This is a genomic window from Leisingera sp. UBA4491, assembly GCF_002388965.1.
Lineage (GTDB): Bacteria > Pseudomonadota > Alphaproteobacteria > Rhodobacterales > Rhodobacteraceae > Leisingera > Leisingera aquaemixtae.
On sequence record NZ_DGNN01000016.1, the window covers coordinates 197,280 to 211,722 of the forward strand.

14 protein-coding genes are annotated in these 14,443 nt (G+C 64.4%); 11 read left to right on the forward strand and 3 right to left on the reverse strand.

Annotation, left to right across the window (positions count from 1 at the left end):
* Positions 1 to 4 precede the first annotated feature (4 nt).
* The 8 genes from sdhA to B2P87_RS08870 all read left to right on the forward strand — a co-directional run bounded on the left by sdhA (position 5) and on the right by B2P87_RS08870 (position 6,774).
* Positions 5 to 1,810: a succinate dehydrogenase flavoprotein subunit gene (sdhA, locus tag B2P87_RS08835; protein ID WP_141891055.1), complete on the forward strand. Its 1,806-nt coding sequence runs from the start codon at positions 5 to 7 to the stop codon at positions 1,808 to 1,810.
* A gap of 11 nt (positions 1,811 to 1,821) precedes the next feature.
* Entirely contained in the window at positions 1,822 to 2,601 is a 780-nt protein-coding gene (locus B2P87_RS08840) for a succinate dehydrogenase iron-sulfur subunit (protein WP_058285199.1), read from the forward strand.
* Between the two features lie 112 nt (positions 2,602 to 2,713).
* Positions 2,714 to 2,983, forward strand: a complete 270-nt coding sequence (locus B2P87_RS08845) for a hypothetical protein (RefSeq protein WP_141891054.1) — start codon at positions 2,714 to 2,716, stop codon at positions 2,981 to 2,983.
* 45 nt (positions 2,984 to 3,028) lie between these two features.
* Positions 3,029 to 3,739: a ZIP family metal transporter gene (locus B2P87_RS08850; RefSeq protein WP_141891053.1), complete on the forward strand. Its 711-nt coding sequence runs from the start codon at positions 3,029 to 3,031 to the stop codon at positions 3,737 to 3,739.
* Between the two features lie 105 nt (positions 3,740 to 3,844).
* A complete protein-coding gene (locus B2P87_RS08855; RefSeq protein WP_141891052.1) occupies positions 3,845 to 4,030 on the forward strand; it encodes a hypothetical protein in 186 nt (61 codons plus the stop codon).
* 64 nt (positions 4,031 to 4,094) lie between these two features.
* Complete coding sequence (locus tag B2P87_RS08860) at positions 4,095 to 4,292, forward strand: hypothetical protein (protein ID WP_141891051.1); 198 nt, start codon at positions 4,095 to 4,097, stop codon at positions 4,290 to 4,292.
* Between the two features lie 352 nt (positions 4,293 to 4,644).
* Positions 4,645 to 5,814, forward strand: coding sequence for a type III PLP-dependent enzyme (locus B2P87_RS08865; RefSeq protein WP_208764493.1), 1,170 nt, complete (start codon positions 4,645 to 4,647; stop codon positions 5,812 to 5,814).
* 102 nt (positions 5,815 to 5,916) lie between these two features.
* Entirely contained in the window at positions 5,917 to 6,774 is an 858-nt protein-coding gene (locus tag B2P87_RS08870) for an urea carboxylase-associated family protein (RefSeq protein ID WP_141891049.1), read from the forward strand.
* A 207-nt stretch (positions 6,775 to 6,981) separates the two neighbouring features.
* On the opposite strand, the gene deoD is transcribed toward B2P87_RS08870, so the two are convergent.
* From deoD to B2P87_RS08885, 3 genes are all read right to left on the reverse strand, one after another.
* Positions 6,982 to 7,686 (reverse strand): purine-nucleoside phosphorylase, encoded by a 705-nt coding sequence (gene deoD, locus B2P87_RS08875; protein ID WP_141891048.1) that lies wholly within the window; start codon positions 7,684 to 7,686, stop codon positions 6,982 to 6,984.
* A gap of 18 nt (positions 7,687 to 7,704) precedes the next feature.
* Positions 7,705 to 8,022, reverse strand: a complete 318-nt coding sequence (locus B2P87_RS08880) for an H-NS family nucleoid-associated regulatory protein (RefSeq protein ID WP_058285205.1) — start codon at positions 8,020 to 8,022, stop codon at positions 7,705 to 7,707.
* A 121-nt stretch (positions 8,023 to 8,143) separates the two neighbouring features.
* Entirely contained in the window at positions 8,144 to 10,111 is a 1,968-nt protein-coding gene (locus B2P87_RS08885) for a protein meaA (RefSeq protein WP_141891047.1), read from the reverse strand.
* Between the two features lie 210 nt (positions 10,112 to 10,321).
* Here B2P87_RS08885 and B2P87_RS08890 point away from each other — a divergent pair, with 210 nt between their 5' ends.
* The 3 genes from B2P87_RS08890 (at position 10,322) to ccrA (ending at position 14,289) form a co-directional block, all read left to right on the forward strand.
* Entirely contained in the window at positions 10,322 to 11,434 is a 1,113-nt protein-coding gene (locus tag B2P87_RS08890; protein WP_208764492.1) for an acyltransferase family protein, read from the forward strand.
* A 30-nt stretch (positions 11,435 to 11,464) separates the two neighbouring features.
* Positions 11,465 to 12,895 (forward strand): 1-acyl-sn-glycerol-3-phosphate acyltransferase, encoded by a 1,431-nt coding sequence (locus B2P87_RS08895; protein ID WP_141891046.1) that lies wholly within the window; start codon positions 11,465 to 11,467, stop codon positions 12,893 to 12,895.
* 113 nt (positions 12,896 to 13,008) lie between these two features.
* On the forward strand, positions 13,009 to 14,289 hold the full coding sequence (gene ccrA, locus B2P87_RS08900) for a crotonyl-CoA carboxylase/reductase (protein WP_058285208.1): 1,281 nt from the start codon (positions 13,009 to 13,011) through the stop codon (positions 14,287 to 14,289).
* Positions 14,290 to 14,443: the final 154 nt, after the last annotated feature.

The following is a 14,443-nucleotide window of genomic DNA, read 5'->3' on the forward strand; positions in this document are numbered from 1 at the left end:
ATCAATGGCTGCTTACGAATACGAAACACATGAATATGACGTGGTCGTGGTTGGCGCCGGCGGGGCTGGCCTCCGTGCGACGCTGGGCATGGCGGAACAGGGTCTGCGCACCGCCTGTGTGACCAAGGTGTTCCCGACCCGCTCCCACACGGTGGCGGCGCAGGGCGGCATCGCTGCGTCCCTGGGCAACATGGGCCCGGACAGCTGGCAGTGGCACATGTATGACACCGTCAAGGGCTCCGACTGGCTGGGCGACACCGACGCGATGGAATACCTCGCGCGCGAGGCTCCCAAGGCGGTTTACGAGCTGGAGCATTACGGCGTGCCCTTCTCGCGCACCGAAGAGGGCAAGATCTATCAGCGCCCGTTCGGCGGCCACACCACCGAGTTCGGTGAAGGCCCCGCGGTGCAGCGCACCTGCGCCGCCGCTGACCGGACCGGCCACGCGATCCTGCACACGCTTTACGGCCAGTCGCTGAAGAACAACGCGGAATTCTATATCGAGTATTTCGCCATCGACCTGATCATGTCCGAGGACGGGCAGTGCCAGGGCGTTGTCTGCTGGAAGCTGGACGACGGCACCATGCATGTCTTCAACGCCAAGATGGTTGTCCTGGCGACCGGCGGTTACGGCCGTGCGTATTTCTCTGCCACCTCGGCGCATACCTGCACCGGCGACGGCGGCGGCATGGTGGCGCGGGCAGGCCTGGCGCTGCAGGACATGGAGTTCGTGCAGTTCCACCCGACCGGCATCTACGGCTCCGGCTGCCTGATCACCGAGGGCGCGCGGGGCGAGGGCGGCTACCTCACCAACTCCGAAGGCGAACGCTTCATGGAGCGCTATGCGCCCCAGTACAAGGATCTGGCGCCGCGCGACTACGTCAGCCGCTCCATGACCATGGAGATCCGCGAAGGCCGCGGTGTGGGCGCCGAGGGCGATCATATCCACCTGAACCTCTCCCACCTGCCGGCAGAGGCGCTGGCGGAACGGCTGCCGGGCATCTCCGAAAGCGCCAAGATCTTTGCCGGCGTGGATGTCACCAAGGAGCCGATCCCGGTTCTGCCCACCGTGCACTACAACATGGGCGGCATTCCCACGAACTACTGGGGCGAAGTGCTGAACCCGACTGCGGATGATCCGACCGCTGTGGTGCCGGGCCTGATGGCCGTGGGCGAGGCGGGCTGCGCCTCTGTGCATGGCGCCAACCGGCTTGGCTCCAACTCGCTGATCGACCTGGTGGTCTTTGGCCGTGCCTCCGCCATCCGCGCGGGCAAGGTCGTGGACCCGGAGGCGGCAAACCCGGTGCTGAACCAGGCCTCCGTCGACAAGGCGTTCGATCGGTTCGACACCCTGCGCAACGCCAAGGGCGGCATCCCGACCGCGGATCTGCGGCTGGAAATGCAGAAGTGCATGCAGGCCGACGCGGCGGTGTTCCGCACCTCCAAGACCATGGCGGAAGGCGTTGAGAAGATGACCGCGATCGCGGCCAAGCTCGATGACCTCAAGGTGACCGACCGCTCGCTGGTCTGGAACTCCGACCTGATGGAGACGCTGGAGCTGACCAACCTGATGCCGAACGCGCTGGCCACCATCGTGGGCGCCGAAGCCCGCAAGGAAAGCCGCGGCGCCCACGCGCATGAGGACTTCACCTCCCGCGACGACGAGAACTGGCGTGTCCACACCGTGTCCCGCGTGGAGGGCAACAAGGTTGATCTGTCCTACCGCCCGGTGATCACCGACCCGCTGTCGACCGAAGCTGAAGGCGGCATCAGCCTCGCCAAAATCGCGCCCAAGGCGCGGACGTTCTAAGGAGACAGATCATGGTTCAATTCAGCCTCCCGAAGAACTCCAAGATCACCACCGGCAAAACCTGGCCCAAGCCGGAGGGCGCCAGCAATGTGCGCAAGTTCAAGATCTACCGCTGGAACCCGGATGACGGCAAAAACCCGCAGGTCGACACCTATTTCGTCGACATGGACAGCTGCGGCCCAATGGTTCTGGACGCGCTGATCAAGATCAAGAACGAGATCGACCCGACCCTGACCTTCCGCCGCTCCTGCCGCGAGGGGATCTGCGGCTCCTGCGCGATGAACATCGACGGCATCAACACGCTGGCCTGTATCTATGGCATGGATGAGATCAAGGGCGATGTGGCGATCTACCCGCTGCCGCATATGCCGGTGGTCAAGGACCTGATCCCGGACCTCACCCATTTCTATGCGCAGCACGCCTCGATCATGCCCTGGCTGGAGACCAAGACCAACCGACCGGCGAAAGAGTGGAAGCAGTCCATCGAAGACCGCAAGAAGCTCGATGGGCTTTATGAGTGCGTGATGTGCGCCAGCTGTTCGACCTCTTGCCCGAGCTACTGGTGGAACGGCGACCGTTACCTGGGGCCTGCCGCGCTGCTGCACGCCTATCGCTGGATTATCGACAGCCGGGACGAAGCCACGCCCGAGCGTCTGGACCAGCTGGAAGACCCGTTCAAGCTGTACCGCTGCCACACCATTATGAACTGCGCCAAAACCTGCCCCAAGGGCCTGAACCCGGCCAAGGCGATTGCGCATATCAAGAAGATGATGATCGAGCGCACCGTCTGATCGCGGCAGGGCTGATCCGCAAGGATCCGCCGCCCCGCGCAATGAAATTTGCATGGCCCCCGGTTTCCTGCGAAACCGGGGGTATGTTTTTCGCTGGCATTGGAGTTCGGGCATGAAACTGATGGGACTTGCCGCGGGCGTGCTGACCGTGCTGGCGGGCTGTATGACAGCCACCGACCACGACCGCATCGGAGGCCAGCTGGCAGCAACGGACGCCAAGATCCCCGGTTGTATCGCGGCTGCGGGCATCACCGGGGAATACCGGGTGCGTACGGAGTTTCTGGGCCATGGGGCTGGGGCGACGGTTCTGCGCATGGTGCAGCCGGGACTGAATGTCACTGAGGCGCAGGCGGCACAGGCGACGAGCTGTATCAACACCTGACGCAAAGCGGTTGAGGTGCGGCTGCGGCGGCCATAGGGTGCCGGTATGCAACCGTATGTTTTTGCCATTCTTTTAGCCGGGCTCGCCGGGCTTTCGATGCCGCTGGGCGGGTTTCTTGCCTGGTGCGAGCACATCCGCAACCCGACGCTGCGCGACGAGGTGCTGCACGCCGTCGCGGCCTTTGGCGGCGGCGCGCTCACCTCTGCGGTGGCGCTGGTGCTGGTGCCGGAGGGGGCGCAAGCGCTGTCTGCCGTGCTGGCGGTACTGCTGTTCGCCGCGGGCGGCGGCGTGTTCTACCTCGCCGATACCGTGCTGCAAAAGCGCGGCGGCAGCGGCGCGCTTTTGCTGGCGATGCTGCTGGACTACGTGCCCGAAGCGATGGCGCTGGGGGCGATGCTGGTGGCGGATGCTGCCACCGCCTGGCTGCTGGCGCTGATGATCTTCCTGCAGAACCTGCCGGAGGGGTTCGCCGCCTTCCGAGATGTCTGGAGCGGTGACAGCCCGGCCTGGCATGTGCTGCTGGCCTTTGTCGGGCTGGCGGCGCTGGGGCCGGTCTGCGCTCTGGCAGGGCTGGTCTGGCTGGCAGAGGCCCACGCGGTGCTGGGGGCGATCATGGTTTTTGCGGCGGGCGGCATTCTCTATCTGCTGTTTCAGGACATCGCCCCCAAGGCGCATTCCAGCCGCAGCAGCGTGCCTGCACTGGGCGCGGTTGCGGGCTTTGCCCTGGGGCTGGCCGGGCACCTGCTGACGGTGTGACGCGCACCCTTGGTTGCTGCAATGCAGCAAGTGCATGGCGCCTTTGCAGAAACGGCGGCTGCGCCCGCGGCAGGCAGGGGGTAGTTTGGCGCTTGAGGGAGGATCGTGCCAGACTATGGAGGCAACCCGATGAACCCGGTGAATTTGCAGCAAGACCCGAAAGACAAGGCCCGTCAGGCCGCGCTTGAGGCCTTGGAGCAGGCCTTTGCCTACTACACCCCGGAGCCGCTGCCCGCGGCAGCAGAACCCAGCGCCGTGGACGGTGTGGTCGAGTATTACCAGGCTGCCTGAGGGCAGCCTGATGCGCAGGCGGCAAACCGGTTGAGCCGGAGGCTGCTGCGGCGTAGACAGGGGCATGCCTGTTCTGCTGCTTGTCCTTTTGGCGGGCGTGTTCGCCTATTTCCTCTGGCGCCGCCACGCCACCAGCCTGACCCGCAACTGCCGCTGGCGCCAGCAGCGCGCCCAGGGCCAGTGGCGCTGCAGCTATTGCGGCGCCGCGGAACCGGGAGAGGCCGCCCCGCGCCTCTGCCGCGATCCGCGCCGCGCGCCTTAGCCGGAACTTGCAGCCCGCAGCGGTGATCTCCCGCGCCCGCAGGCGCCCCGGCTGCGCCGGAACGCCTTCCGTGCGGCCTTGGGCCCGGCACCGCGCCGGGCGCGGTGCCGGGCCCAACTGCGGGACGCCTTGTCAAAAGGCGGCGGAGCAGGCGGGAGCCCTTCGGTCCGTGCATGGCAGACCCGCAAAAAATAATGCTTGAAAGACTCACCTCTTTGCCCGATATGGGCGGACAAGACGCCAACGCACGCGCCTCTGTCGAAAGGGGTTACTCCCCTAAGGTTACGTAGCGACGGTAACGTCTCTGACTGAACTGAGCGGTCATATATGGCCGGGTCTTTTGGAGATGACCATGAACGTACACGTAGCCGGGCAGACTGCTCGCGATTCCGTATCTGTATCCCGTCACCTGCAGCACATTGCGCAAAACCACTTCGACCGGCCGACTCTGGTCATCGACAGCCAGGCGGTGGCCCGCCAGTACCAGGCGCTGGACCGCGGCCTGGGCCGGGCGCGCATCCACTATGCCGTCAAGGCCAACCCGGCGCCGGAAGTGCTGGAAACCCTGGTGCGCCTGGGTTCCAACTTCGACGCTGCCAGCCGCACCGAGATCGAGATGTGCCTGGCCGCCGGCGCGCGGGCTGAGCAGATCACCTTCGGCAACACCATCAAACGGCCCTCTGACATTGCCTTTGCCCACAACATCGGCATCACCCATTTTGCCGCCGACGCCCAGGAAGAGCTGGAAAAGCTGGCGGAATTCGCACCGGGCGCGCATGTCTGCCTGCGGGTGATCGTCGAGGCCTCGGGCGCCGACTGGCCGCTCAGCCGCAAGTTCGGATCGTCGGCTTCGATGGCGCTGAGCCTGATGGACGCGGCCGCCGGGCTGGGCCTCACCGTGCATGGCCTGTCGTTCCACGTCGGCTCGCAAACCCGCGACCCGCTGATGTGGGCGCCGGTGCTGGATCAGGTGGCAGAGGTCTGGACCGCGGGCCGCGCGGCCGGCCACGACCTGAAGCTGGTGAACATCGGCGGCGGCTTCCCGGCCTCCTACAAGACCGAGGTGATGGGCGCCGAGGAGTATGCCCGCGCGGTGATGGAGCAGGTGAACGCGCGCTTCCCCGATGCCGCTGAAGTGATGGCAGAGCCGGGCCGCGGCCTGGTGGCCGAAGCCGGCGCGATTGCGGCGGAGGTGCTGCTGGTGTCCCGTAAGCATGCCGATGACATGTTCCGCTGGGTCTATTTGGACATCGGCAAGTTCTCCGGCCTGGCCGAAACCATGGACGAGGCGATCCGCTACCAGATTTCCACCAGCCGCGACCACGAGCCGACCGGCCCCTGCGTGCTGGCAGGCCCCTCCTGCGACAGCGCCGATGTGCTGTACGAAAAGCAGCTGGTGCAGCTGCCGCTGGGCCTGAAGGCCGGCGACCGCGTGGTGATCCATTCCTGCGGCGCCTACACTTCGACCTATGCCTCGGTCGGCTTCAACGGCTTTCCGCCGCTGGACGTGGTGGTGATCTGATCTTCGCCTTCCGGCGCTTGTGATCTGTTCCGGCCGCCGCAGGGCTTGAAACCCTGCGGCATTGCCGTCTTGATGGGGCAAACGGACGAGAAGGTTTGCCCGATGACGATCTCCCCCGAAGCCCCCGCCGACGCGGACGCCCGCCGCGCGGTCAAGCCGGTGATCTGCTACCCCAACGACACCCTGCCGGTTCCGGATCTGCCGCTGTACCGGCAAGCGCGGCAAGCGGCGGTGAAGACCGGGGAGGTGCTGGTGCAGCCTCGCGATGCCGCCTGTTTCGAGGTGCCCGCCGGGCATTTCTTCCGGATCACCTCGGTGGAGGGGCCGCAGGTGGGCGATCTGAACCTGTGGAACAGGGCCGACCTCAGCGAGCGGTTCTACTCCGGCAAGACCCGCGCCCTGCACGGCACCCATATCACCGCGGGAGAGCGGATGTGGACCAGCTTTCCGCATCTGCGCCCGATGGCAACCATCACGGAAGACACGCTGGGCTGGTACGGCATCGACCCGTACGGCGGCTCCGTGCATGACGTGATCGGCACCCGCTGCGACCCCTACACCGGCAACCTGCTGGCGGGCAGCCAGTACCATCACTGCTGCCACTCCAACCTGACCCGGGCGCTGGCAGGCCATATGGGGCTGCCGCTGGCGGAGGCGGAGCCGCATGTGCATGATGTGCTGAATGTGTTTATGTGCACCGGTTTTACCCGCGATACCGGCCAGTATTTCATGAAAGCGAGCCCGGTGCGGCCCGGCGATTATCTGGAGTTCTTTGCCGAGATCGGCCTGCTGGGGGCGCTCAGCGCTTGCCCGGGCGGGGACTGCTCGGCGGAGCATTCCAGCGATACGGCGGCGTGCCATCCGCTGCTGGTCGAAATCTTTGCCCCGGCCAAAGGCGCCCTAGGCGATTGGAAAAGCCCGCCGCGAAATGGCTATGACCGCAGCCACGGCATTGGCTGAGCGGGCAATAAGGGTTTGGAATTCCGGTAAGTGGACAAATTTGGCACCAAATCTGCATAAGGGGCAGAAGGGTCACGTATTTATTCTGTCCAAAAACGCCATTCGCAGGGGGATTTTCCCAGCGTACAAAATGAAGCCGGGTCTTTCAGGCGGAAAAAAGGGCAGGGCGAAAGCCGCTGCCCTTACTAATTATCAAAATGAAAACTTTCAGCCGAACGCGGCTTCAAGGGCAATTTCCACCATGTCGCCAAAGCTGCGCTCGCGCTGATCGGAGGGCAGCGCCTCGCCAGTTCCCAGATGATCGGACACGGTCAGCACTGCCAGCGCCCGGCAGCCGTGACGGGCCGCCAGCGTGTAAAGCTCCGCCGCTTCCATCTCCACGCCGAGAATGCCGTGGCGCACCATCTGCTCGTTCAGGTCGGGGCGTTCGTCATAGAACACGTCCGAGGAGTAGATGCCGCCGATATGGGTGTCGGCGCTGCGCTTAGCAGCCGCCTGGGCAGCCGCCTGCAACAGGCCCCAGTCGGCGCAGGGGGCGAAATTCAGCTCCCGGAAAATACCGCTGGACGGGCTGTTGAGGGTGGTGGCGGTCATCGCCAGGATCACGTCCCGCAGCTTGACCTTGTCCTGCATGCCGCCGCAAGAGCCGATGCGGATCAGCGTCTTGGCGCCATAGTCCCGGATCAGCTCGTTGGCATAAATCGACAGCGAGGGCATCCCCATGCCGCTGCCCTGAATGCTCACCCGGTGCCCCTTCCACGTGCCGGTATAGCCCAGCATGCCGCGCACTTCATTGACCAGCTTGGCATCTTCCAGAAACGTCTCAGCCGCCCATTTCGCCCGGTAGGGGTCGCCGGGCATCAGCACGGTTTCTGCAATATCGCCCTTGGCGGCGCCGATGTGAATGGTCATCGCTCAGCTCCAGACAGATCAGATTTCCAGATCGGAAATATCTTTGCCGGCGGTCAGCGCGGCATGGACCCAATGCGGTTTGCGGCCGCGCCCGGTCCAGGTTTCTTCCGGATTTTCCGGGTTGCGGTATTTCGGAGCGGCCTTGGCCTTTTTTGCGCCCTGGCGCGACGCAGTGGCGATCTCGTCCAGCGAGAAACCGTATTTTGCGGCAGCCTCCTCGGCGGCTTTCAAGGCTTCCTGGCGTTCGCGCAGTTCTGCTTCCTGCAGTGCTTTTTCAACATTGCTTTGAAGCTGCAGAAGCTCTTTTCTGCTCATTGCCGAAAGGTCGAAGGTCATTCTGAACTCCATATATAAAAATGACACACCGGAAAAACCGGTATGTCATTCCTTATGGACTGAATACCAGACGCATTTCAGCATCTTTTTTATCGGTTTGCAGAAAACTGCCGGTAAAAAGTCAATTCGCTGCAATTTCCGGTGGCCTTGCCAGGTCCACAATGTCGCTCATAATTGAATTGAGCTCGAAATCCTTGGGCGTATAGACGCGAGCCACACCCATTGACTTCAGCTTTTGCGCGTCCTCGTCCGGGATGATGCCGCCGACCACCACCGGGATATGCGCCAAACCGGCGTCGCGCATGCGCTGCATCATTTCTTCGACCAAAGGCAGATGGCTGCCCGACAGGATCGACAGGCCAACCACATGGGCGTCATCCTTTTGCGCCGCTTCCACCAGTTCCGCCGGGGTCATGCGGATGCCGTCATAGGTGATGTCCATGCCGCAGTCGCGGGCGCGGAAGGCGATCTGCTCGGCGCCGTTGGAATGGCCGTCGAGGCCCGGCTTGCCGACCACGAACTTGATGCGGCGGCCCAGCACGTCGCTGACCGCATTGACCGCATCGCGCAGATCGTCCAGCCCTTCGGTCTTGTTCGACACCGAGGCCGACACGCCGGTCGGGCCGCGGTAGGTGCCATAGACCTTGCGCATCTCCTCGGCCCATTCACCGGTGGTGACGCCGGCCTTGGCCGCGGCGATCGACGGTTCCATGACATTTGTGCCGCTTTGCGCCGCGGCGCGCAGGGCGGCCAGGGCCGATTGCACCGCGTCATTGTCACGCTCGCTGCGCCAGGCGTTCAGGCGGCTGATCTGCTCCTGCTCCACCGCGGGGTCGACCACCATAATGCCGCCGTCCTCGGTCTGCAGCGGCGAAGGCTCGCCCTCGGTCCATTTGTTGACGCCCACCACGATGGTCTCGTTCTTCTCGATCCGGTTCAGCCGGTCGGCATTGGACTCGACCAGCCGGCCCTTCATGTATTCGATCGAGGCGACAGCGCCGCCCATCGATTCCAGATTGGCAAGCTCCGCGCGGGCGCCGTCCTTCAGCTCCTCGACCTTGGCATCGACCGCCGGGTTGCCGTCGAACAGGTCGCCGTATTCCAGGAGGTCGGTCTCATAGGCCAGGATCTGCTGCATCCGCATCGACCATTGCTGATCCCAGGGGCGGGGCAGGCCAAGCGCCTCGTTCCAGGCGGGCAGCTGCACGGCGCGGGCGCGGGCTTTCTTCGACAGAGTCACTGCCAGCATCTCGATCAGAATACGGTAGACGTTGTTTTCCGGCTGCTGTTCGGTCAGGCCCAGCGAGTTCACCTGCACGCCATAGCGGAAGCGGCGGAACTTGGGGTCTTCGACGCCATAGCGGTCGCGGCAGATCTCGTCCCACAGGTCAACAAAGGCGCGCATCTTGCACATCTCGGTCACGAACCGGATGCCCGCATTCACGAAGAAGGAGATGCGCCCGACCATGGCCGGGAAATCCTCCGGTGCGATGCGCGGTTTCAGCTCGTCCAGCACCGCCTGCGCGGTCGCCAGGGCAAAGGCCAGCTCCTGCTCCGGCGTCGCCCCGGCCTCCTGCAGGTGGTAGGAACACACGTTCATCGGGTTCCACTTGGGCACGTTGGTGTAGCAATACTCCGCCACATCCGCGATCATCTTGAGGCTGGGCTTGGGCGGGCAGACATAGGTGCCGCGGGAGAGGTATTCCTTGATCAGGTCGTTTTGCACCGTGCCCTGCAGCTTGGACACATCCGCGCCCTGTTCCTCGGCCACCGCGATATACAGCGCCAGCAGCCACGGCGCCGTGGCGTTGATGGTCATCGAGGTGTTCATCTGCTCCAGCGGGATCTGGTCGAACAGCGCCCGCATATCGCCCAGGTGGCAAACCGGCACGCCGACCTTGCCGACCTCGCCGCGCGCCAGCACGTGGTCGCTGTCATAGCCGGTCTGGGTCGGCAGGTCGAAGGCGACCGAAAGCCCGGTCTGCCCTTTCGCCAGGTTGGCGCGGTAAAGCGCGTTAGACGCCTTGGCCGTGGAGTGGCCGGCGTAGGTGCGGATCAGCCAGGGGCGGTCTTTTTGCATCTGCGGCATGTCGGGCCTCGCGAGTCAGAGTGTCGGTAATTTTATTTCGTCAAGCTGATGTAAACTGCAATTTTCAACCCGTGTCAATTCGCTGCGTTGCGGCATTTGCAGGGCTGATGCCCGGTTGCGCGGTTAACCATCAGCAAGCGCGCGGTTGAGATGGAGCTGGATGCGGACTAAAGTCCTTTAAGTTGAATCGATTTTTAGAAGAATACTGCTTTGAAGACCTCATTAACCGGGCAGCGCCTTGCCGAGATCGACGGCCTGCGCGCCGTCGCCGTGCTGGCGGTTGTGCTGTACCACTATTTTCAGGCGTATCCCCAGCATTATCCCTATGGCGCGGGCCTGCTGCCTTTGGCGAAATACGGCGATTTGGGGGTTGCGCTGTTTTTCGTGATTTCCGGCTTTGTCATCACCCTGTCGCTTGCCGGCCAGCCCGGGCTTTGGCGGTTTGCGCTGAAACGGTTGGCGCGGCTGTGGCCTGCGCTGGCGGTTTGCTCCATTATCACTTTTGCCGTCGTGCACAGCTTTGACAGCGGCTTCAGCCGGGAGGTGCAGGGCGGGCTGAGCGGCTTTGCCGCCTCCTGGACCTTCACGTCGCAGCGCTTCTGGCACAGCGCCTTCGGGTTCGATGGCTATGTCGATGTCGTTTATTGGACCCTCGCCATTGAAATCCGCTTCTACCTGCTGGCAGCGGTGATCTGCTGGCTGGCGCCCGCCGGACGCTTTGCGGAGGTGGCGCCATTGGTGCTGCTGCTGATGCAGTCCCTGTTTGCAGCGGTTCAGTTCGCGGTCCCGGGACTGGTGCCGCAGGTGCTGATTGAGACGCTCTTTCTGGCCTATGCGCATCTGTTTGCGGCGGGCATCACCTTTGCCGCGGTCTATGGCGGGGCGCGCAGCAAGCGGCAGGCAGCGCTGATCTTCTGGAGCTTTTCGGTCGCCTTCTACCGCGCAGAGGATTGGGGGGAGGCCGTGGTCCTTGCCCTGATCTTCCTGTCGGTTGCCGCCTGTGCCTGGCGCCTGCGGGCGGCCAGCGTGCTGGCGTGGCGGCCGCTGGCGGCGCTGGGGGTGATCAGCTATCCGGTTTACCTGCTGCACAACTACATCGGGGTGACCCTGCTGTCGCTGCTGCCGCCGGGGCTGGCAGACGCGATCTACGTGCTGGCCGCGGGCCTGGTTATGGCAGGCATTCTGCTGCTGTCGAACGCTGTCCATCATCTGGTCGAACTGCCGGCGCAGCAGGCCGTCCGGTCCCTTCTTGAGCGCCGCGCTGATCGCGGCCGCGAGATGCTACCCGCGCCAGGGCCGCAAGCCGCGGCAAAAGGCTTGTAAACCGGGCAGGCTTGGGCAAGGCTTTGCGGGATGACGCAAACCGTGGAACTGCCGCTGTGGCTTTTTGTGCTGATCGTGGGCTTTGCCGCGGTGACCTTCGCGTCGCATTTCCTGTTTCCCTCGGTGCGCTGGTTCTTCCGGCGGCGGCTGGAGCGCGCGGTGGCGCGGCTGAACAAGCGGCTGGAGCGCCCCATCGAGCCGTTCAAACTGGCCCGCCGCCATGACATGATCCAGCGCCTGATCCACGACCCGCAGGTGGCGCAGGCGGCAGCGGATCACGCGGCAGCGGAAGGCATCCCGGAAAACGTGGCGTTTGAGCAGGTCCGCCGTTATGCGCGCGAGATTGTGCCCGGGTTCTCCGCCTTCGCCTATTTCGGGCTGGCGATCCGCGCCGCCCGGCTCCTGTCCAACGCGGTCTACCGGGTGCGGCTGGGCCACCAGGACGAGGAGGCGCTGCGGGCCATCGACCCCAAGTCCACCGTGGTCTTCGTGATGAACCACCGCTCCAACATGGATTATGTGCTTGTCACCTATCTGGCGGCAGAGCGTTCTGCGCTGTCTTATGCGGTGGGGGAGTGGGCGCGGGTCTGGCCGCTCAGCCGTCTGATCCGGGCGATGGGCGCCTATTTCATCCGCCGCCGCTCGCGCAATGATCTCTACCGCAAGGTGCTGGCCGCCTATGTGCGCCTCGCCACCCGCGGCGGCTCCACCCAGGCGATGTTCCCCGAGGGCGGCCTCAGCCTGGACGGCGCCTTGGCCCCGCCCAGGCTGGGGCTGCTGAAATACATCGTCGAGGGCTATGACCCGGACGGGCGCGACGTGGTTTTTGTGCCGGTGGCGCTGAACTATGACCGGGTGCTGGAGGACCGGATCCTGACCTCTGCCGCCAAGGCGGGCGAGCGCCGGTTCCGGGCCGGGATCGGGCTGGTGGCGCTGCGGCTGTTGCGGCAGCTGTGGCTGTGGATGACCGGGCGCCACCGCCGCGCGGGCTATGCAGCGGTGAACTTCGGCCGCCCGCTGAGCCTGGCCGGTTTCGGGGCGGGGCGGCAGGGCGACATCACCAAGCCGCTGGCGCGGGAGCTGATGCAGCGGATCAGCGCCATTGTTCCGGTGCTGCCGGTGCCGCTTATCGCGGCGCTCCTGTTGCGCCACGGCGCCCTCAGCCGGGCCGCCATCGAGCACCGGCTGGAAGATCTGATCGCGGCGATGCCGCTGGCGCATGCCCATATGCCCCGCGAGAATCTGTCCTATGCGGCCGGCGGCGGCCTGCAGCAGCTGCTGCGCCGCGGGCTGGTGGCCGAATCCGGCGGCCGGTTCGCCCCGGTCGAAGACCGCCGCGACCTGCTGGTGTTTTACGCCAATTCGATCCGCCACCTGATGCCCCAGGATGGCGCGCAGCCGGGTGGAAACCGTGATTTTTCTGCACCTGCTAAGGGAAATGCTGCATCCGCTGGGTCATAAAATTACCCATACAGCGCAAAAGTGGTTGCAATATTACTCTGCCAATCCTATCCCTCAGATAACCGCTGCGATTCTGCACCGCGGCAAAAGCACAGGCTACAAAGGAGGCCATCATGGCATTGGATACCCAGACTGACGTCATGTCGTACGAGGCGCCGGAGAAAGATCTCTATGAGCTGGGGGAAATTCCCCCGATGGGCTATGTGCCCAAGAAGATGTACGCATGGGCCATCCGCAAGGAGCGCCACGGCGAGCCGAATACTGCGATGCAGCAGGAAGTGGTCGATGTTCCGGAGCTGGACAGCAACGAGGTGCTCGTCCTGGTGATGGCGGCCGGCGTCAACTACAACGGCGTCTGGGCCTCGCTGGGCAAGCCGATCTCGCCCTTTGACGGCCACAAGGCACCCTATCACATTGCCGGGTCCGATGCCTCGGGCATCGTCTGGGCGGTCGGCTCGAAGGTCACCCGCTGGAAGGTCGGCGACGAGGTGGTCATCCACTGCAACCAGGATGACGGCGACGACGAGGAATGCAACGGCGGCGACCCGATGTATTCGCCCAGCCAGCGGATCTGGGGCTATGAGACGCCGGACGGATCGTTCGCTCAGTTCACCAACGTGCAGGCCCAGCAGCTGATGCCGCGCCCCAAGCACCTGACCTGGGAAGAAAGCGCCTGCTACACGCTGACGCTCGCCACCGCCTACCGGATGCTGTTCGGCCATGAGCCGCACGACCTGAAGCCGGGCCAGAACGTGCTGGTCTGGGGCGCTTCGGGCGGCCTCGGCTCCTACGCTATCCAGCTGATCAACACCGCCGGCGCCAACGCCATCGGCGTGATCTCGGACGAGAGCAAGCGCGACTTCGTCATGGGCCTCGGCGCCAAGGGCGTTCTGAACCGCAAGGACTTCAACTGCTGGGGCCAGCTGCCCACGGTCAACACCCCGGAATATGCCGAGTGGTTCAAGGAAGCCCGCAAGTTCGGCAAGGCGATCTGGGACATCACCGGCAAGGGCGTGAACGTCGACATGGTGTTCGAGCATCCGGGCGAGGCGACCTTCCCGGTCTCCACCTTCGTGGTCAAGAAGGGCGGCATGGTGGTGATCTGCGCGGGCACCACCGGCTATAACCTGACCTTTGACGTGCGTTACATGTGGATGCACCAGAAGCGCCTGCAGGGCTCGCACTTTGCCCATCTGAAGCAGGCCGCCTCCGCCAACAAGCTGATGGTCGAGCGCCGCCTGGACCCCTGCATGTCCGAGGTCTTCACCTGGAACGACCTGCCGGAAGCGCACATGAAGATGCTGCGCAACGAGCACCTGCCCGGCAACATGTCGGTTCTGGTGCAGGCGCCGAAAACCGGCCTGCGCACGCTGCAGGACGTGCTGGAGGCCTGATCCTGCAGGCTGCATCGCTATCAAGCTGAGACCAAGCCCGCGAATCACATCGGTGGTTCGCGGGTTTTTGCTGATTTAACGGATTGCAGCGAAGAATTTCAGCCGGTTGCCGGATGCGGCCTCGCTATTTCAGGGGAGGCGCCAGCCGCCGGCA

Excerpts from the sequence above, each read along its gene's own strand:
- B2P87_RS08840 (WP_058285199.1), top strand. The coding sequence starts at position 1,822 with ATGGTTCAATTCAGCCTCCCGAAGAACTCCAAGATCACCACCGGCAAA.
- deoD (WP_141891048.1), bottom strand. The coding sequence starts at position 7,686 with ATGACCATTCACATCGGCGCCGCCAAGGGCGATATTGCAGAAACCGTG.
- B2P87_RS08850 (WP_141891053.1), top strand. The coding sequence starts at position 3,029 with ATGCAACCGTATGTTTTTGCCATTCTTTTAGCCGGGCTCGCCGGGCTT.
- B2P87_RS08880 (WP_058285205.1), bottom strand. The coding sequence starts at position 8,022 with ATGACCTTCGACCTTTCGGCAATGAGCAGAAAAGAGCTTCTGCAGCTT.
- B2P87_RS08845 (WP_141891054.1), top strand. The coding sequence starts at position 2,714 with ATGAAACTGATGGGACTTGCCGCGGGCGTGCTGACCGTGCTGGCGGGC.
- B2P87_RS08860 (WP_141891051.1), top strand. The coding sequence starts at position 4,095 with ATGCCTGTTCTGCTGCTTGTCCTTTTGGCGGGCGTGTTCGCCTATTTC.
- B2P87_RS08895 (WP_141891046.1), top strand. The coding sequence starts at position 11,465 with ATGACGCAAACCGTGGAACTGCCGCTGTGGCTTTTTGTGCTGATCGTG.
- sdhA (WP_141891055.1), top strand. The coding sequence starts at position 5 with ATGGCTGCTTACGAATACGAAACACATGAATATGACGTGGTCGTGGTT.
- B2P87_RS08870 (WP_141891049.1), top strand. The coding sequence starts at position 5,917 with ATGACGATCTCCCCCGAAGCCCCCGCCGACGCGGACGCCCGCCGCGCG.
- ccrA (WP_058285208.1), top strand. The coding sequence starts at position 13,009 with ATGGCATTGGATACCCAGACTGACGTCATGTCGTACGAGGCGCCGGAG.
- B2P87_RS08885 (WP_141891047.1), bottom strand. The coding sequence starts at position 10,111 with ATGCCGCAGATGCAAAAAGACCGCCCCTGGCTGATCCGCACCTACGCC.
- B2P87_RS08865 (WP_208764493.1), top strand. The coding sequence starts at position 4,645 with ATGAACGTACACGTAGCCGGGCAGACTGCTCGCGATTCCGTATCTGTA.